Raw genomic sequence first — 17720 nt, forward strand, 5'->3', positions numbered from 1 at the left:
TTTTTGAATACTTAGGGATAATTAATCACAAGGCACGATTTTAATCGCAAGCCCACCTGTTGAGGTTTCACGATATTTAGCATTCATATCACGTCCTGTTTCATACATGGTTTCAATGACTTTATCCAAAGTAACACGAGGTTCTGAAGATAAACGTAACGCCATTCTGCACGCATTAATTGCCTTAACTGATGCAATAGCGTTCCGTTCAATACAAGGGACTTGCACTTGCCCGCCAACAGGATCACAAGTCAATCCTAAATTATGTTCCATTCCAATTTCAGCTGCTGCACAAACTTGTTCTGGTGTACCGCCCATAATTTCAGTTAGCCCTGCCGCCGCCATAGAACATGCAACACCCACTTCACCTTGACACCCCACTTCTGCTCCAGAAATTGAGGCGTTCATTTTATACAATGAGCCGATTACACTAGCCGTTAATAAATATCGCTCGACCGTTTCAGGCGTTAACTCGCCAACAAACTGCCGATAATACGCCAATACAGCAGGCACAATGCCACAAGCTCCATTTGTTGGAGCGGTAACTACTCTCCCGCCCGCTGCATTTTCTTCATTGACCGCTAAAGCAAATAAATTGACCCAATCAATAATTTGCATCGGATCGCTATTTAATTTACTCGATGCTTGCAGTGTGCGACGTAATGCAGCTGCTCGGCGAACCACTTTCAATGGACCGGGTAACAGCCCTTCTGTGTGCATACCTCGCTCAATACATTCATCCATCGTTTGCCACACTTTAGCAAGGTAGTCTTGTATTTCCATTTTAGAATGGATCGCAAGTTCATTCTTCCAAACTAAGCTAGATAACGGTAAGCCCTGATTTTTACAGTGTTTTAGTAAATCTGCTGAGCTTTTATAAGGAAATGGAACCTCTACACTTTCCTGCTTGGTCAGATCGAATTCATCTTCTGAAACAATAAAACCACCGCCGATTGAATAATACGTTTGTTCAAATAAGAGCGAATCGTTATTGAATGCTCGAAGAATCAACCCATTTTCATGACGAGGTAAAAAATCATAGTGAAATGGCATATCGTTGAAAAAATCGAATGCGATCTTTTTGCTATGAGCAGAAAATGCTTCCGCGACAACGAGTGTTTTATCCGCTTTAACTTCAGCGATCACGATTTCAATACGTTCAATATCTACATTATCAGGCAAATCTCCCATAAGCCCCATAACAATGGCAATATCTGTACTATGTCCTCTACCTGTTAAGGCGAGAGAGCCATAAACATCAACTTGCAAGCGGTCAGTTTGAGCTAATAATTTGCGATTAATTAATTGATCGACAAACAGCTTAGCTGCTTTCATTGGACCAACGGTATGAGAACTCGACGGTCCAATTCCCACTTTAAACATATCAAATACACTAATCATAAAACCTACATAACCAATAAATAAAACGAAATATTATCTCTTTAAAATAATCCATAGACTGTTGCAGAAATGGCAATACAACCCATGATTACCACAAATACATTGCTCCATTTCCCTCTAAATTGTTGTAGTGCTGGGATCTTATGAATTGCATACATTGGCATAATAAAAAGAATCATGGCAATAATTGGTCCACCTAGACTTTCGATAAAACCAAGAATACTTGGGTTTAAGGTTGCCACAATCCATAAAATAATGAAGAAAACCACCGCTGTGATTTTTTTACATTTTGCAGGCTCAATTGGATCTGTTCTCATTTGATTGATAAGACCGACCAATCCTTCTCTCGCACCCAAATAATGCCCGAAGAAAGAGCTACCGATAGCAAGAAATGCGACAAAAGGCCCAAAGTAAGAAATAATCGGATTATCAAATTTATTCGCTAAATAAGATAAAATCGAAATATTTTGGACTTTCGCTTCTTGTAATTCATCAGGTGTCAGCGTGAGTACACAACTAAACACAAAAAACATCACGAACAATACAAGAATCATTGCCGTTGAACGTAACACTCGGCTACTTTCTACATCCACTTTATTTGCTTCTTGATAAAAACGCTGTTGTGATAAAGCAAAAGACGAAATTGCGGGAGAATGATTGAAAGAAAAGACCAATACCGGAATCGTTAGCCATAGTGTCAGAGCAAAATTATCACTATTCGGCATTTGGTTTAAAATTGCCCCATTCCAATGTGGAATTAAATATAAAGATAAACCAAATAAAATTGCCACAAGAGGATAAACTAAAAGTGTTGTAATTTTTAACATCGTTCTTTCATTTAATAACATCACACTAATCATGATTGCAATTAATATAAATGATAAGACAATTCTTGGTGGCGGGGTAAAGTGTAACTGATTCTCGATAAAAGAGGAAACCGTATTGGTAATCCCTACACCATAAATCAACAAAATTGGGAAAATGGCAAAAAAATACAATAGCGTAATTAATTTTCCTGCTCCATCACCAAAATGCTCTTTAACCACTTGGGTAATATCACTACCAGTTTGATAAGATGATAAAACAAAGCGAGCTAATCCTCGGTGAGCTAAATAGGTCATTGGGCCGACTAAAAGTGTCATGATAATTAACGGAAAAAAGCCACCCATACCGGCATTGATTGGAAGAAATAGTACTCCTGCTCCAACTGCTGTCCCAAAGAGATTTAAGATCCAAGTAAGTGCAAAACGTTTTGACGTAAGATTATCCATAAAAATACATCCTCACAAATAATGATTTTATTGTAATAAAGAAAGCCCCATATTGAGCGGAAAGGATCATAGTCCTAGAAAATAAAATCACAAATGAGAAGTCACTTAAATATGATCTAAATAAAATTTTTCTCACTTCTAATAAATTAACCGGTCGATTATACAGCAGTCAGAATATCTAAATTTATAAGACTGCTTATATATCAACCGGTTATCTATGTTACAAAATTAATCTTAGTAATCAACAAATAGGGATGTGTTTAATGTTCCCCAAATCCTTTTAATCCAACAACGTGTACATACTCTTGGTTATTAGCAATTTTACGCACCAATTTATAGGTTGTTCCTCGTTCTGGGCTAATGTTTTCAGGGGCTGCAATCAATAATTGCATATCTAAACGTTCACACAATTCAAATAATGTATTGATTGACATCGCATCTAAACGAGCCGCCTCATCTAAGAAGAGTAAACGACAAGGTAAAATATCTTTCGCACGTAAACGGCGAGATTCTTCTTCCCAGCTTTGTACAACCATCAATAAGATAGACATACCCGTACCGATTGCTTCCCCTGTTGAAAGTGAGCTACTTTCTGCTCGCATCCAACCATCTGCACCACGGTAGGTTTCGACTTCAAGGTCAAGGTAATTGCGGTAATCTAACAATTCCTCACCAATGGTTTGTGGCGTACGTTGTCCCATTTCAATATGTGGATTGACACGTTTATACAACATCGCTAATGCCTCAGAGAAACTTAATTGTTGATTCTCGAAAAGATCGCTATGTTGCTCACGTTCACTCGATAAGGCATTAAGTAAAATTGCGTGAGTATCACGAATATTCACCACTAAACGCACCCCTTTTACTTGACCAAAGGCGATATTTTGTAGTCCTTGGTTAAGTTGTAGAATACGGTTTTGCTCACGCTGAATAGTTTTGCGTAAAATATTTGCCACACTTTCCGCACTGATCGCCAATTTCTTCTCACGGCTCGTTAATTCATTCGTTAAACGAGATAACTCAATTTCCATTTGCTCAATCGCATCAATCGGATCATCTGTTTTGATAATATCTTGACGAATACGCTCACGTAGGTGTTGATAGACGGAAATAAAGAACGCAACTTTATGCTCTGGTTTACGACTATCTTCGGACAAACGTAAGGTATCACGTAAATATTCATTATCCGCAACCGCTTGACGCAACGCACCCAACGCTTTATCAGAAATAGAGCGTAATTCTTCGCTAGAAAGATAGGCTAACTCACGACGATTTAAGCGTTTTTCGACATCACTATCCCGTGACATTTTCAACACTAAACACCAACTTTGTTTTGCTTGCACCACAATTTCACGTTGAGTATGGTAATCACGTTCTGCTTTACGCACTGCTTTAAGCATTCCGTCCATTTCGGCTTGAATTACAGCTACTTGTTTTTCAACATAGCTACGACGTGTACGTTGTTGATTTAAGCGTTGTTGTGCCTCATCACGACGAATAGTTGCTCGCTCTACTGCCTCTGGATCATTACGAATACCGTATTCATCCATTTCGTGCAGTAACTCTTGCAATAATTGATTTTTGGTGTCGTAAGTACTGCGTAATACCGTTAAAACTTGATTATATTCCGCTAATTTTGCTTGAGATTGGCGTAATTGCTCACGGGCTTTCTCACGATCAGCTTGTGCATTTGCTAATTGCTGACGGAGTTTTTCATTTAATGCTGAACCCTCTGCACCAACACTATCTTCATAGCTAAAGTGCAAACGACGATTCATTACATCTGCAAGGCTAAATACTTTCTGTTTTAGCAATTTTTGTTGCTCAACTGACCGCTTGTAATCCGCTTGTAATTGGTCAAATTGAGTTGGATCGCTCTTTAACGCCACCGCAATTGGCTCAAGTTGTGCTAAATATTGCCCAAATTGACGAATATATTGTTCATCTTCTTGTGCTTCTAATAATTGCTCACGATAAATTTCAACTTTATCGGCTAACGAATCATCCGCCAATAAGCTGACTTGTGGTAACAATTTATTCAATAATTGCAATTCAGCTTTGACATTATCTAACTGATGGCGAATTTGTTGTTCTTGCCCGCTTGCTTGGGCTAAGTCACGCTCAATTTCTGCTTGTTGTTGAGTGATTTCTTGCATTGCTAATTCAGGATCAGGCTGAAATGCAAGGGATAAATGTGTACCAACAAATTGACTTAAATGTTGATATAAACGTTGGCATTTCTGCACATCAAAAGCTTTTTCTGCGTGTTGTTCAGACGTTTCATCACGCTCGATTTTTAATTTTTCAAGCTGTTGCTCACGAGATGCACGGCCAAATAATGGTACTTCTGGGAATTTAGAATAACGCCATTGACGATTTGATACCTGTACCACAACCCCATCAGCGACTTCTTCTGCATCAAATACATTATCATCAAATGAATTCGGATCTCCCTCGATTAAATAGAGATCATCAGGGCAATCATCTAAATCAGCAAGTTGCTGTTTAACTGACTCTAAATCCCGCACCACAATAGCGTGACGAGCTTCGCCATATAAGGCGGAGAAGTAAGGTGCATCTTCTAAAGATACATCTTCATACAATTCAGATAACAGCACACCGCCTAACTTTTCGGCTAAAGGATTTAAGCGAATATCTTCTGCCCCATCTGGTTGACTTAAGCGGGAAATTTGCTCATCTAAACTTTGCTCTTTTCTGGCTAATTTATCTCGAGCTAATGTCGCCTCTCGCTCTTTACTTAACGTATTTTGCATAAATTGCATTACAGCTTGGCTTGCTTCAAAGGTTTCGCCACATTGCTCTTGTAAACGAGCCAATGCTGATTGAGCCGTATGCCACGCAGGTGCAGATTGAGCTAATTGTTGATATTGTTTAGCCAGTTGATCACGTTGCTGACGATGGGTTGAACGCATTTCAACAAGTTCTGATAATTCGCCCTCTAAATCTTCTAAGCGAATTTGTTGCTCTTCATAATAACTATCAAGATCTGCCACATTATCAAGCGTAATCGTTGATTGCGATTTCTGAGCAAACTCATTAAATAAACGCTCTGCATTTTGTTGTTGATGCAAACGTTGCTCTAATTCTGCTAATTTTTGACGTAAAGTCACCGCTTGTTGAACCTGTGCTTTTTGATTTGGGTAAGAATCTAATAATGCTTTTGCCTCATCCCACGCTTGCAAGCGGTCTGTTCCACCTGAAATTTTGCAAACTAAATCGTACGCCTTATCAAATTGACTTTTCGCCATATCCGATACAGAAAGGCGTTGCTCTAAATCGAATACTGTATCTGTGATCTCATCTGCTTGAGCAGAAAATTCCGCGTGGTAATCTTCCACATTATGTAAATCAAGCTGTGGTAAACCACATAATTGTTTCGCTTTTTCTAAGGCTTGGACTGCTTGCTGATACTGTAAGGCTCTAGTTTGTTGGGCATCTAACGCTTGCTGATAATCTGCCATTTGTGTACGCAAATCTTCAACTAATTCATCCGATGAATCCGCTTTTTCTTGGGCATATTCCACTTGCTCGTGAACTTCTTCCACCGCAATTTGTTGCTCTTCTAATTTTTCAGATAACTCTTCAATATCAATTTGGTAACGTTCAACCTTTTCTTGATGACGCATTGCATTCGATACAAGATTAAGATGATCGGTCGCCTGATTATATTCTGTCTCTAATTGTGATTCGGATTGAGATAAATCTTCCGCCTCTTTGCTAAACTCGACTAATCGTTGTTGCTCTGTGGTTAGCTTAGATTTCGCTTGATACCATTCTTGACGTTTTTCTACAGCATCTTTAACGTTACCCTGTCGCTCATTTGCGTGACGCATATAATCTGCGGACACATAATTGGTCGATTCCGTAATTAACTTTCTAAACATATCACGATCAGATTGAGTTAATTTGATCGCTTCTAATGTCATACGGTTTTCACGCAATGCTGATTCCATATCTTGGAAAGCTTGTTGCACACCTGTATTTTCCGGTAACAAATAGTCACGCAAAGATTTAGTAATTACACTTGAAATCCCACCATATAATGAGGCTTCAATTAATTTATAGAATTTGCTACGATCTGAAGAAGAGCGTAAACGTTTTGGCAATACGCCTAAATCAAATAAGAAACTGTGATAATCGGTAATCGCATTGTATTGTTTGAAAGTAACCTCTGACTCTTCAAATTTTTCTTTTAAGTCATTTAATGCTAAAACACGGGCATTTCTATCGCCAACCTGTTCCGTTAAGATACTGATAATCGACTGCGTTTTTGGAATATTTTGCAAGGAAAAAGACTTAATATCGACTTTCTTATCTCGTCCTGCAATTTGTTGTAATCGCACACCTGAAATAATGCGTTCTCCACGGGAATTTTCGCTTTCTAATACGGCATAACAAACACCTGCTTTTAATTTGCCGTATAGTCCTTTATCTCTTGAGCTTGAAGTGGAACCCGCTTCGGTGGTATTACGGAAGTTTAGCAAGCTTAAATCGGGAATAAGTGCAGTCACAAAGCCCGCCATTGTGGTGGACTTCCCTGCCCCATTACCACCTGATAAGGTCGTAACCAATTCGTCTAAATCAAAGGTACGAGCAAAAAAACCATTCCAGTTAATTAGTGTTAATGAGCTAAATTTCCCACGGACAATCGCCTCCGCACGAGTAAGCGGTGTGATTGGTGCAACAGTTTGCGATACGCTATTTTCCATTATTCTTCCTCACCCATTAATTCAGTTTCATCATCAGAATCTTGTTCAATTTCATCTTCTACTTCTATGTCTTGTAAATCCATTGGAGTGGTTGCTTCCCCAAGTTGCAATAAACGACGTTGTGCTTCCCTTGGATCTTCTCCTGAACGGACATCTGCACCAAAACGGAATACTGACTCTGAAATAATAAATTTTTTGCTGTTCTGATCACCTACTCGACTAATCATGCCAATACGTTGTAAACGACGTAACGCCCCCCCCACTTTTTCTTGCAATTTCGCCTTATCTAAATCCGAACCGCTAGAACGAGGATTGACCGCTTTTAATAATTTTGTTTCATCCGCCAAGCTCAATAATTCTTGATAGACTTCGTCATAACTAAAAATACCCTGTTGTGCCAAACGTTCTGGACTAAGATAGAGATAACAAAGCACTTTTCCCACTAGCATTTCCATTTCACTCATCATACTGCGAGGAATCAACGTTGATGCACGAGGACGTAAATAATAAAACCCTTCTGGTGCACGAATTAATTCAACGTGATAACGACGGTAAAAAAGCTCTAATTCAGCTTGATAATCCATTAAAAAAGCGTGTTCATCCAACGCTTCAATGCCAATATGTCTCCCTGAACGTAACTGGCTATCTAGTGCAGGGAAAATAGGATTAGCAATCGCTTGTGCTAATTTCGTTGGGATAAGATCTTGGGTTTCTGTCATAGTTATTTCTCAGTCTGTATGCTGTATTTTCAGTATTCGTTATACATTCGCTTGTTTTGGTAAAATTTTACTCAAATCTGACCGCTTATACTTTATATTGATCGATTACATTCGCCTGAACTTCGGCACCATTGTCATTAATGGCTTTCCAATTTGGGTAAACCGCTTGGTTATCATCACTTGCCATACCCAATTTAACCGCTTGATCAACAATAATTCTTGCTACATCAAAATGACGAGAAAGTGGATATTTCGCAAGTTGCTCTTTTAAAATTAAGCTTAAATCAATTGGCTTACCTTCTTCACGGTAAGGAATAAGGTGGGCTTGCATAATGGCAATAATTTGCTCTTGCACATCAGAAAGTGATTCATATTCTAATTCGCTTGGTAATTCACCAACAGCCTCAGCATCATTCAACTCGCTTTCATCATCACGCAAGTCTAATAAGCTATCGGCTTTAGCAGTATAAAGCATCCAAGGTGCATCAAAATAATCTTGAATGGATTGTCGTAAACGTTGCCCGAATACGCGATTTTTATCCATATCTATTGCAGTACGGATAAATTTATGCACGTGGCGATCATAACCAATCCATAAATCAATGGCTTGTTGTCCCCAGCTAATAATGCGATCTAGCTTGTTTTGTAAATTAATGACCACTACGTCGATAAAATCCAAATCGCGGCGTCCAATCAAACAACTTTGAATACGCAATAATTGTGCTTGCAATTTATCGCCAGCAGCATTTAAGGTGTCTTGTAACTCTCGTAAATTAACTGACGTTTCATCTAATAATTGCTGACAAGTTGCTATCGCTTCGTGCCAATTTTGACTCAGTAATGCAGCAATACGTTCACGGATCTGTTGCTGATTTTCATCCATCATACGTTGAGAAAGATCGATGCTATCGAAAATTTCTGCTACGGAATATTTTAATGGGGCAAAAACTTGTTGTCGCCAAAAATGTTCATCACCATCCTCTTCTGCGGAGGCTGATGCACGCTGAATCTCGTTTGCGACAATGGAAAGTTGAAGTGATAATCGTAATGTTGAAAATTCACGTTGGCGAATATAGTAACTCGCAACCCCGACACCTAATGGTGTAAGGCGGTAAATAGCTAGCCCTTCAGTAAATTCACTGCTAAATCGGTTTAAAAATCGCTGTTTAACCAAATCGTTGATTGCGTTATTAGCACGCTGAATAAGTGTTGCTTCAGACTGTTCAAATCCTTCAGAAACATAGCGAAACAAATCAAGCAAATCGCTTTCTAATAACTCACTATCCAATCTGTCATTATTATAAAGTGAAATGGCTAACAAAAAGGAAAGGCGGTCAGTTGGCAATGAAAGGGAAAATTCACGTTCTTTCGTCCATGAGATAAGTTCTGGAAGGGTTTGAACTAATTCGTTATGCATAAGCAAGTCAATTACCATGATTGATCAAAAATGGCTATATTGTAACTTAATCAGCTTCAAATAGGAAAGGTAAGCGGTTAGATTATGCGATTTTTTTGCATAAATTCTGGATCATTAATTTTGCGATATTCACTCCACTCACTTTCTCAATCATTTCTAGCCCTGGACTTGCATTTACTTCAAGAATCATCGTGCCAGTTTGTGATCGAATGAGATCAACACCCGCTACATCTAACCCTAGTATTTTAGTTGCTTTTATCGCAATTTCTTGCTCTTGCTCCGTTAATTCAATAATTTCTGCGTGGCCACCTTGATGAATATTGGCACGGAACTCACCGCTTGCACCAAATCTTACCATGGTTGCTACCACTTTATCGCCAATCACAAAAGCTCGAATATCTTGTCCGCTTGCTTCTTTGATATATTTTTGTAAGAGCGATTTTACTTTTGCTCCACGCAAAGTATCTAATAAACTTACCGTACTTCGCTCATTTTCTGACAGCATCACACCAACGCCCTGTGAGCCTGCCAAGGTTTTAATAATTGTACTTGGCGTGAATGATTTAACCGCTTGTGTATTGGAAAATAAGTCACCCGTAAAAGCAGTGTCGGGGACGGGTAAATTAGCTGCTGCCAACAATTGCAAACTTTGCCATTTATCCCGAGCAAATTTAAAGGATTGTGATGAATTTAGCACTGGAATTTGTTGTGCTTCAAAATGTGATAACACATAACACCCCATTTCAGTACTGGTTGTGCCAAATCTGGGGATAATAGCGGAATAGTGATCGACTAATTGAGGTAAAGGGCGGTTTTTATCATAACTTTCACCAAGCTGATAATAACATTGAAACTGCCCTTTCAAGAGGTGTAACGAAAAACGGTTAGGATCCAAAATATCCATTTCAAATCCTAACTGTTCACTTTCTTGCTTTAGCCGTTGGCAACTGTATAGCCGAGGTTCACGGCAAAGCATCAATAATTTCATCGTTTCAATAAACCTTGTTTTTGTAAATATGGCAATACATTCGGACGAACTGGTTGTTCTAGTGCTTTTTTAATACCATCTTGCCAGTGTAATCCTTTTCCTGAACGTTTTTCATAATAATCAAATAATTCTTTATTATAACTATCTACTGCGGTTTTATCTAATTCAGGATAGCTATTTTCATAAAGCATTAACTCTTTAGGTACTCGTGGTTTTAATCCTGGGTCTTGATCTGGATATCCTAGACATAATCCAACTAAAGGGGCACAATATTCAGGTAATTGTAAAAGCTCTGATACTTGTTCAATGTTATTTCTTAATGCACCAATATAAACCCCACCTAGATCTAGCGATTCAGCAGCCAACAGCACATTTTGAGCCATAATTCCAGCATCAACTGCACCAATTATTGTGACTTCAGCCCAATCTAGCTGAGCATCAGGATTAAGCTGATGATGTTTTTGAAAATCAATGCAAAATACTAGAAATTCCGCACATTCTTCAACGTAAGTCATACCCGATGCTTCTTTAATACCCTGACGAATTTTAGGATCGGTTACACGAACAATAGATACCGCTTGAAGATGATTTGAACTCGATGCCCTACGCCCTGAATCAATCAGCGTATTGAAAACTTCTTCTGAGATAGGTTGATTAGTAAATTTACGAATAGAACGATGAGATAAAATAGTCTCAACTGTTTGTTTACTGTTCATTTTTATATCCTTTGTTAATAACTCATTTAATCAGTCGTCACATAGGTTTTCCATCGGTTTTTATCATCGATTATAATTTTTCTAAATATTGGCGACCACCTAAATTTCTAATTTGAGAAATTATCCATTGTTGCTTTTTACGCATTTGCGCATTTGGATTTGATACCTTAAAAATAAGAGGATTAGGCAATGATGCTGCAAGTAGCGAAGCTTCAGATAAATTAAGTGATGACGCACTTTTATGGAAATAGTGCTTGGCAGCGGCTTCTACACCAAAAATTCCTTCACCAAATTCTGCAATATTAAGATAAACCTCAAGTATTCGTTCCTTACTCCACAGTGTTTCAATCAATAAAGTCAAAGGCAATTCGATGCCTTTTCTGATCCAACTTGTGCCATGCCAGAGATAGAGATTTTTGACCGTCTGTTGTGAAATGGTTGATGCTCCTCTTAACTTAGCATCCCCAAATATGCTTCCAGTCACGACACTTTTGATTGAATCCCAATCTACACCATAGTGCTGATCAAATTTTTGATCTTCCCCTGCAATCGCCGCCATCTTCATCTGCCATGCAATCTTATCCGCACGTACCCATTCGTAATTTTGTTGATAATCAGAGCTACCGATATGCTCAATTTGTTTCTCGAGCATATAGGCAGAAAATGGAATAGGAACTAAAGAAAACAGCAAAGTGAGTAAGAAATAAAAACTGCTAAATAATACCACTATTCGACTAATAAAAAACCATAACCAGCCTTTTATTGTTTTTATTTTTGAGGAAGGAATAAAATATTTACGCAAACACCATTTTGTTAAACTAAAACTAACCTTCACCATTTAACTTATTACTTATCCAATCACGAATTTCTGGCTCAATTGTTTTTAACATATTTGAACCTCGAGTTATAGTTGCTGCACTGGTATTGAGTTGCTGTTGGATCTCTCTTTGAGAGTCTTGCCCATTTAACAATGCATCAATTATTTGTACTCGTAATCCTAATGAGCTTCGCTCATCAGTTGTTAATAACATTGATAGTAACTCTTCCACACGATCTTCCACAACGGATTGTTTCAGCAAATCAATAAATCTCTGCCATTCTTTTGGATCTCTTTGTTGATAAAGTGCTTTCATAATCATTCGCTTTAAAATAAAAATAAATGATGACATGCAGATTATTGTCTGCATCTCACCGCTTGTTTACTATTTTTCTATTTACCTGTACGTTGATCATCTAATTCCGCACCTTTAGGTACATCAAATTTAAATAAATTTGTTGGTAAAGTTGCTGTTGTAATATTTCTCAAGATATAAAGATTACTCTGCCCATCATTCTCAATAGTACTAAAGCCTTTTAATAGTCCAGTACTATCAATACGAATATCAAATTGCTTAATATTACTTTTTGACTTTGGCTTTAACGTAAAACTATCTACATTTTGCTCAACATTGTACTCATTCCAATGATTTTTATCATTGCTTGTTAACAAAACAAAAGGCGTATTATTCACCGCATCACCTACCCAATTTGCAGTAACTTGTGACACAAAAGGATCATAAAACCAAACCGTTTTTCCATCAGAAACAATTAAATTTTCTTGTGGTGCTTTTGTATCCATTCTAAATAGATTAGGACGCTTCACTTGAAACGTACCTGAACCTTGTTGCACAACGGCACCTTTACTAGAACGTACTGTTTGCTGAAAATCAGCACTATATTGAGTGACGGACTCTAAGCGTTTTTGCAATTCTTGTACTGATTGAGCATCAGCAAATACCCACGATGTTACTGATAAACAAGACAAGCCAATGAGTGCCTTTTTGAAAAATTTATTCATTATGTACCCTTTTAATTTGGAATAACTGGTTGGACAAGTTCAGTATAAAAAGTTCATTTCGACTGAATCAACTAAAAGCGAATGCCTGTTCCCAAACCGAACCCAACCCCGACACCATTGGATCCGCCACCTGCATTAACACTCCCACCAATAGCACATCCTGCTAGAGTAATTGCCATTATTAAGACCAAAAATTTCTTCATTCCTTATTCCTTTTCATTGAAAACTGATATACATTCACTACTATTCAATCGCCATTCTACTTGTTTTAAGTATATCAGATCAATTTTAAAGGAAAGTTTATGAAAAAATTATCACAATATCTCTTATTTACCTTCTTTTTCATAACAACCTGCCATGCAAACATTAATATTACTGAAGAAGAAATCAATAGTTATCTAGGTAATGAGTTAGATAAGAAAGTCACACTTAAAGATTCTGTTGGTATTCATAGGATATTTGAACTTGATTATGACCTACACGATCTCAGTACTCAAATTGGAAGAACTTCAGATAAAAATGTAGAAGTCTCAGGAACTGTTGATGGCTTGTTAAAAATAAAGAGAAAGCAGTATCCCGTAAAAATTGATCTTAATATTGCCACAATGCCTTACTACGATCCAAATAAAGGCGAATTATTCCTAAAAGATATTAACTTAAAAAACTGGAAAATTTCGCCTGACAAATATCAAGATGATTTACAGTATTTCATGCCTTTTATCATTGACGGTTTATCTTCAATATTAAACTCTACGCCAGTCTATACACTTGATGAAAGTAGAGCCAAAGAGTTACTCATCAAAAAATTTGCAGAAAAAATTGTGGTAACAGATGGTGCATTACAGTTAGAAACATCGATATTTTAAACTTTTTATTAAAAATTTTGTGATCAATGTCTATATTTTAAATATTGCCAATTGAGAATCTTATTTTTTTTATTAAGATCAACGGCGTATAAACAATAACGGAGATATTACAATGGAAATTGGCGTCGTAAAATGGTTTAACAATGCGAAAGGATTTGGCTTTATTACATCAGATGTATTTGAAGGCGATATTTTTGCTCACTTTTCAGTAATTGAAGGTGAAGGCTACCGCTCACTCAAAATGGGACAAAAAGTCCAATTTGAATTTACTAACGGTGATAAAGGGGCTTCCGCATCTCGTATTGTACCAATCATTGAATAGTTTACCCCAAATTCTATCTTACTATTCTAACCAATTGTTCTTTTAAAAATAGAACAGTTTTGGTTTTTATTCTCAATTATAAATATAAAAAAAGCACAGCCATATCCATTATATCACTGTGCTTTTTTAGTTTTAAATCAATTTATATCACTCATTAAGCAAAATCCAGTAACTCAGGATTAATTGGCGTATTAGCGATATTATTAACATAGTTACATAAGGTTGCTAAACTTACACCAAGGATGACATCAATTGCATTTTGTTGAGTGTACCCTGCATCAAAGAAAGCTTTTAATTGTGCTTCAGATAATTTTGCTTTTTGTAACATCACTGTCAAAGTAAAGCGAGCCAATGTATCTAATTTAAGATCATTTTCAATACAAGTTGTTGCACGAATTGCTTCTACTACATCTTTAGGCATATCTAGTAATTTTAATGCAATCTTCGTATGCCCTGCTACGCAAAAGCCACAACCATTTACCACTGCTGCAGTAATTTGCACGACTTCCCTTTCTTCTGCTGTTAGACTATTTCTTCCATTAATTCCGCCAACAGTACGGTATGTTTCTAATGCAGTTGGTGCATTCGCTAAAATCCCAATTAAGTTAGGCACAAACCCGTTTGCATTTTTAACTGCCTTTAATGCTTCCTTTACATCTTCTGGCGCTGTTTCATAAGTATGAATTTGAAATGTACTCATCACATATTTCCTTTTAAGTTATCTGAAATCTTTGAAAGATTACCCCTAATAGATAAAAAATAAAAATACGACTTAGCTATATCGAGTACAATTTAGTTATATGTAAAAACTTATTAGATCTAATCGCTTATCTTATTTAACATTATCACAACTGATTTATGTTTAAATCTAAATCAAACCACACTTTGATTCTTTTTAATCTATTTTTATCTCCCAAGGTACTGTATATGGTATTACCTTGACTGTGCATTAGTAAGTTTTTAAGGTTTAGGATCAACCCAACCTCCCGCTCTTAATTTTTGCTCTATATTGCCATATTTACGATTAGCAAAATCACAACAATTTGCATTATGTACCCAAACATCTAAATGCCCTATATGGTAAGTGCTAAACTTTTCAACTTTGATATTGTAAACCGTTTCAAACTTACCTGTCGCTTGTTGGCTGACAATGGTGAGGGTTGGCTAAAATAACAAAAAGTGCGGTTGATTTTCTGTAAGTTTTGAAACTTTTAAAAACTACCGCACTTTTATATTAATAACTTTCAGTTATAAAATAATCACCTTCTATTTTTATAAAATAAATACACTCCAACTAAATAAATTATACTCATTGCAAAACTTATTTTTACCCACACCATAACCAATGGTAGAACCAATACCACTTGCTAATGCACCATCATAAACTGAATTATCTGTTACATACGCACTTAACCCACCTGATAACACGTTCACACCTACCACCATAGCAAGTCCTTTATCCTTAGTTATATAAGCTGTTCCTACATCTAGGGCTAATACTTTTGGATCTATTTTCCCCTCCGTTAATAATTGAGAAGTCACGCTTCCTGTTGCTCCAACACCAATGGCAATTTTAGTTGAACCAGAAACTGCTGAATTCATTGCCTTTAAGATACTTCCCGTTTCTGCAATCACTTTAGGGGCATTCAATCCACCATATGCCAACGTCATCAAATTCAATCCATCATAAAGTGACTCTCCTAATTTCACGGTAAAGGAATTTTTTATTGCTCCTTGAGTTTTCAAATAAGAGAGCAAATTGCGATCATCTCGAGTTATCCTGTGTGAAAAATCAAGATTATATAACGTCTCAACTGGGAAACCATAAGAGTGTGCAATTTTATGCAACTCTAGGTCTAAATCTCGTCGTTGCTGTTCCGTTAGACTACTCGGATCAGATTGATACTTCATAATATTTTTATCGATCAAATAATCTTTTAGTAGCAAATTTACAACCTCATTTTGTTCCTGAGAAGATAACCATCCTCGTTCATTATATGTTTTAGATAGGTTAAAAAGTCTTTCATCTTCTGCATTGCTAAGAAAATTATTCTCCACCGCCCTTGTCGCAATCCCTGCGGAACTGATACCACTGCCTGTGCTATCGCCAACTAAACCACCCGTTAATCCCCCTGCGATTTGGCTTAGGGTCGCAACAGTTTGTTTTTCAGATTCTGTCAGTTTGTCTGGGGTTTTGTTGTAGAGTTTTTCTGTTATGATTTTCGCACTCAACTCACCCGCAACCGCTCCCGCCGCACCTGCAAGAGCGTGGTTGCCTGTAACCTGTGCTTCTATTGCACCCAATACCGCATGTGCCATTAGGATTGTTACCAATCTCCGCCTTTAATTGCTCGGCATTCACTACCCCTCCTTTAAAGTTCGCATCTTCGCCGGTTTTTATCGTAACCTGTTCTCCGTTAATGTAGCTGTTCTTTTGGGTATTACTTGCTTACCTTTGAGTGTGGAGCCGAGAATATCAATATCTCCTTCTGTCGTTTTAAGGTGAAGATTCCCTGCGTTTATTAGAAACTACAAGCGGTAAGTTTCCTCTTATTTTTTGCAAATTTTGAATGAAATCTTACCGCTTGTGTTGTTGCAATAGAGGGTTAGAAATCCTCGGCGTATTGCATAAAGTCAAATTCCCCCTCTTTTTTGGCGAAAAGGTGGGTGGCGTAGTGGTCGATGGCTTCTGCGGGGTTGCTCAGTTTTTTGATTTTCAATACATCCGCTTGGGGAACAAGATACACATTTCTTTCCTGATTATGGGAAGAGACAAAAAGCTGAAAACCACTTTTATCCCAACTTTCATTTGGGCGGGTATCGAGTAAACAGCGTAACTCAAAATACTTTTCATCATCAAGAAAATCATCTGTATCATATTCTTGTCTAAATGAATGATTGAATTTCGCCTCTAAAAAATCCACATATTTGGGTAACGCATACCCTTTCTTATCTTCAAAACCAGCAATCAATGAATGTAATGGCATTAATAATGTTGAAGGAAGCGTGCTTTTATAAATACCATGCACAGTCTCTTCTATAATACCCCATCGCCTACTCCGATATAGCCAAGAGTTTAATATTGCTAATGGAATAGTTGAGTATTGTTGATTATTTTCAGCATAAGAATAAGGATCATAATAAATAAAATAGGCTCTATCATTTACTACAATTCCTAATTGAGTAAAATCAGTTCCAAAAGGAAAAGGATCATTTGATTTATCAACCCCATAAAAAAATTGTCCTTGTATTAAATACTCATAAGATAACGGTTGCGTATCTTTGAATGGTGCAATAATATACTCAAATAAATCCCCATATTGAAAAAAATTATAATCATTAAATTTTCTATTAAGTTTAGTTAAAGATAAAGACTCATAGGGTATATCATTCATATCATAATAAATTGTTGTAAAAAGCTTACGCAGTTCCTGCTCATTAACAAATTTCATT

General features: G+C 37.1%; 17 protein-coding genes. 2 read left to right on the plus strand and 15 right to left on the minus strand.

What is annotated here, in order from left to right; translation table 11 throughout:
• Positions 1 to 21 precede the first annotated feature (21 nt).
• The 11 genes from A6A10_RS05135 to A6A10_RS09665 form a co-directional block, all read right to left on the minus strand.
• Positions 22 to 1401, minus strand: a complete 1380-nt coding sequence (locus A6A10_RS05135) for an L-serine ammonia-lyase (protein ID WP_121121324.1) — start codon at positions 1399 to 1401, stop codon at positions 22 to 24.
• Positions 1402 to 1442: 41 nt separating this feature from the next.
• Positions 1443 to 2672, minus strand: coding sequence for an aromatic amino acid transport family protein (locus tag A6A10_RS05140; protein ID WP_121121322.1), 1230 nt, complete (start codon positions 2670 to 2672; stop codon positions 1443 to 1445).
• A 260-nt stretch (positions 2673 to 2932) separates the two neighbouring features.
• Positions 2933 to 7402: a chromosome partition protein MukB gene (gene mukB / locus A6A10_RS05145; RefSeq protein ID WP_121121320.1), complete on the minus strand. Its 4470-nt coding sequence runs from the start codon at positions 7400 to 7402 to the stop codon at positions 2933 to 2935.
• Complete coding sequence (mukE, locus tag A6A10_RS05150) at positions 7402 to 8121, minus strand: chromosome partition protein MukE (protein ID WP_121121318.1); 720 nt, start codon at positions 8119 to 8121, stop codon at positions 7402 to 7404. The genes mukB and mukE overlap by 1 nt, the downstream gene beginning before the upstream one ends.
• An 85-nt stretch (positions 8122 to 8206) precedes the next feature.
• Entirely contained in the window at positions 8207 to 9538 is a 1332-nt protein-coding gene (gene mukF / locus A6A10_RS05155) for a chromosome partition protein MukF (RefSeq protein WP_121122258.1), read from the minus strand.
• An 82-nt stretch (positions 9539 to 9620) separates the two neighbouring features.
• Positions 9621 to 10526 (minus strand): ATP-grasp domain-containing protein, encoded by a 906-nt coding sequence (locus tag A6A10_RS05160; protein WP_121121316.1) that lies wholly within the window; start codon positions 10524 to 10526, stop codon positions 9621 to 9623.
• Positions 10523 to 11242: an oxygen-insensitive NADPH nitroreductase gene (gene nfsA, locus A6A10_RS05165; RefSeq protein WP_121121314.1), complete on the minus strand. Its 720-nt coding sequence runs from the start codon at positions 11240 to 11242 to the stop codon at positions 10523 to 10525. Before nfsA ends, A6A10_RS05160 begins: the two co-directional genes overlap by 4 nt.
• A gap of 70 nt (positions 11243 to 11312) precedes the next feature.
• Positions 11313 to 12080, minus strand: coding sequence for a monofunctional biosynthetic peptidoglycan transglycosylase (gene mtgA / locus A6A10_RS05170; protein WP_121121312.1), 768 nt, complete (start codon positions 12078 to 12080; stop codon positions 11313 to 11315).
• Positions 12067 to 12375, minus strand: coding sequence for a trp operon repressor (gene trpR / locus A6A10_RS05175; RefSeq protein ID WP_121121310.1), 309 nt, complete (start codon positions 12373 to 12375; stop codon positions 12067 to 12069). The genes mtgA and trpR overlap by 14 nt, the downstream gene beginning before the upstream one ends.
• A 77-nt stretch (positions 12376 to 12452) precedes the next feature.
• Positions 12453 to 13079 (minus strand): outer membrane lipoprotein periplasmic chaperone LolA, encoded by a 627-nt coding sequence (lolA, locus tag A6A10_RS05180; RefSeq protein ID WP_121121308.1) that lies wholly within the window; start codon positions 13077 to 13079, stop codon positions 12453 to 12455.
• Between the two features lie 71 nt (positions 13080 to 13150).
• On the minus strand, positions 13151 to 13282 hold the full coding sequence (locus A6A10_RS09665) for a hypothetical protein (RefSeq protein WP_257792054.1): 132 nt from the start codon (positions 13280 to 13282) through the stop codon (positions 13151 to 13153).
• Between the two features lie 99 nt (positions 13283 to 13381).
• On the opposite strand from A6A10_RS09665, the gene A6A10_RS05185 reads away from it, so the two are divergent.
• Both A6A10_RS05185 and cspD read left to right on the plus strand, forming a co-directional pair.
• Entirely contained in the window at positions 13382 to 13945 is a 564-nt protein-coding gene (locus A6A10_RS05185; protein ID WP_121121305.1) for a YceB family lipoprotein, read from the plus strand.
• A gap of 112 nt (positions 13946 to 14057) precedes the next feature.
• Positions 14058 to 14267, plus strand: a complete 210-nt coding sequence (gene cspD / locus A6A10_RS05190; protein WP_121121303.1) for a cold shock domain-containing protein CspD — start codon at positions 14058 to 14060, stop codon at positions 14265 to 14267.
• A 154-nt stretch (positions 14268 to 14421) separates the two neighbouring features.
• Here cspD and A6A10_RS05195 read toward each other — a convergent pair whose 3' ends face one another.
• The 4 genes from A6A10_RS05195 to A6A10_RS05210 all read right to left on the minus strand — a co-directional run bounded on the left by A6A10_RS05195 (position 14422) and on the right by A6A10_RS05210 (position 17719).
• Positions 14422 to 14967 carry a carboxymuconolactone decarboxylase family protein gene (locus A6A10_RS05195; protein ID WP_121121301.1) on the minus strand — a complete coding sequence of 182 codons (546 nt, stop codon included), beginning with the start codon at positions 14965 to 14967 and terminating at the stop codon, positions 14422 to 14424.
• 572 nt (positions 14968 to 15539) lie between these two features.
• Complete coding sequence (locus A6A10_RS05200) at positions 15540 to 16586, minus strand: VENN motif pre-toxin domain-containing protein (RefSeq protein ID WP_121121299.1); 1047 nt, start codon at positions 16584 to 16586, stop codon at positions 15540 to 15542.
• A complete protein-coding gene (locus A6A10_RS09695) occupies positions 16501 to 16689 on the minus strand; it encodes a hemagglutinin repeat-containing protein (protein WP_121121297.1) in 189 nt (62 codons plus the stop codon). The genes A6A10_RS05200 and A6A10_RS09695 overlap by 86 nt, the downstream gene beginning before the upstream one ends.
• A 184-nt stretch (positions 16690 to 16873) precedes the next feature.
• On the minus strand, positions 16874 to 17719 hold the full coding sequence (locus A6A10_RS05210; protein ID WP_121121295.1) for a hypothetical protein: 846 nt from the start codon (positions 17717 to 17719) through the stop codon (positions 16874 to 16876).
• Position 17720 lies beyond the last annotated feature (1 nt).

It is taken from the genome of Otariodibacter oris (genome assembly GCF_009684715.1).
GTDB lineage: Bacteria > Pseudomonadota > Gammaproteobacteria > Enterobacterales > Pasteurellaceae > Otariodibacter > Otariodibacter oris.

Excerpts from the sequence above, each read along its gene's own strand:
- A6A10_RS05135 (WP_121121324.1), bottom strand. The coding sequence starts at position 1,401 with ATGATTAGTGTATTTGATATGTTTAAAGTGGGAATTGGACCGTCGAGT.
- A6A10_RS05140 (WP_121121322.1), bottom strand. The coding sequence starts at position 2,672 with ATGGATAATCTTACGTCAAAACGTTTTGCACTTACTTGGATCTTAAAT.
- mukB (WP_121121320.1), bottom strand. The coding sequence starts at position 7,402 with ATGGAAAATAGCGTATCGCAAACTGTTGCACCAATCACACCGCTTACT.
- mukE (WP_121121318.1), bottom strand. The coding sequence starts at position 8,121 with ATGACAGAAACCCAAGATCTTATCCCAACGAAATTAGCACAAGCGATT.
- mukF (WP_121122258.1), bottom strand. The coding sequence starts at position 9,538 with ATGCATAACGAATTAGTTCAAACCCTTCCAGAACTTATCTCATGGACG.
- A6A10_RS05160 (WP_121121316.1), bottom strand. The coding sequence starts at position 10,526 with ATGAAATTATTGATGCTTTGCCGTGAACCTCGGCTATACAGTTGCCAA.
- nfsA (WP_121121314.1), bottom strand. The coding sequence starts at position 11,242 with ATGAACAGTAAACAAACAGTTGAGACTATTTTATCTCATCGTTCTATT.
- mtgA (WP_121121312.1), bottom strand. The coding sequence starts at position 12,080 with ATGGTGAAGGTTAGTTTTAGTTTAACAAAATGGTGTTTGCGTAAATAT.
- trpR (WP_121121310.1), bottom strand. The coding sequence starts at position 12,375 with ATGAAAGCACTTTATCAACAAAGAGATCCAAAAGAATGGCAGAGATTT.
- lolA (WP_121121308.1), bottom strand. The coding sequence starts at position 13,079 with ATGAATAAATTTTTCAAAAAGGCACTCATTGGCTTGTCTTGTTTATCA.
- A6A10_RS09665 (WP_257792054.1), bottom strand. The coding sequence starts at position 13,282 with ATGAAGAAATTTTTGGTCTTAATAATGGCAATTACTCTAGCAGGATGT.
- A6A10_RS05185 (WP_121121305.1), top strand. The coding sequence starts at position 13,382 with ATGAAAAAATTATCACAATATCTCTTATTTACCTTCTTTTTCATAACA.
- cspD (WP_121121303.1), top strand. The coding sequence starts at position 14,058 with ATGGAAATTGGCGTCGTAAAATGGTTTAACAATGCGAAAGGATTTGGC.
- A6A10_RS05195 (WP_121121301.1), bottom strand. The coding sequence starts at position 14,967 with ATGAGTACATTTCAAATTCATACTTATGAAACAGCGCCAGAAGATGTA.
- A6A10_RS05200 (WP_121121299.1), bottom strand. The coding sequence starts at position 16,586 with ATGGCACATGCGGTATTGGGTGCAATAGAAGCACAGGTTACAGGCAAC.
- A6A10_RS05210 (WP_121121295.1), bottom strand. The coding sequence starts at position 17,719 with ATGAAATTTGTTAATGAGCAGGAACTGCGTAAGCTTTTTACAACAATT.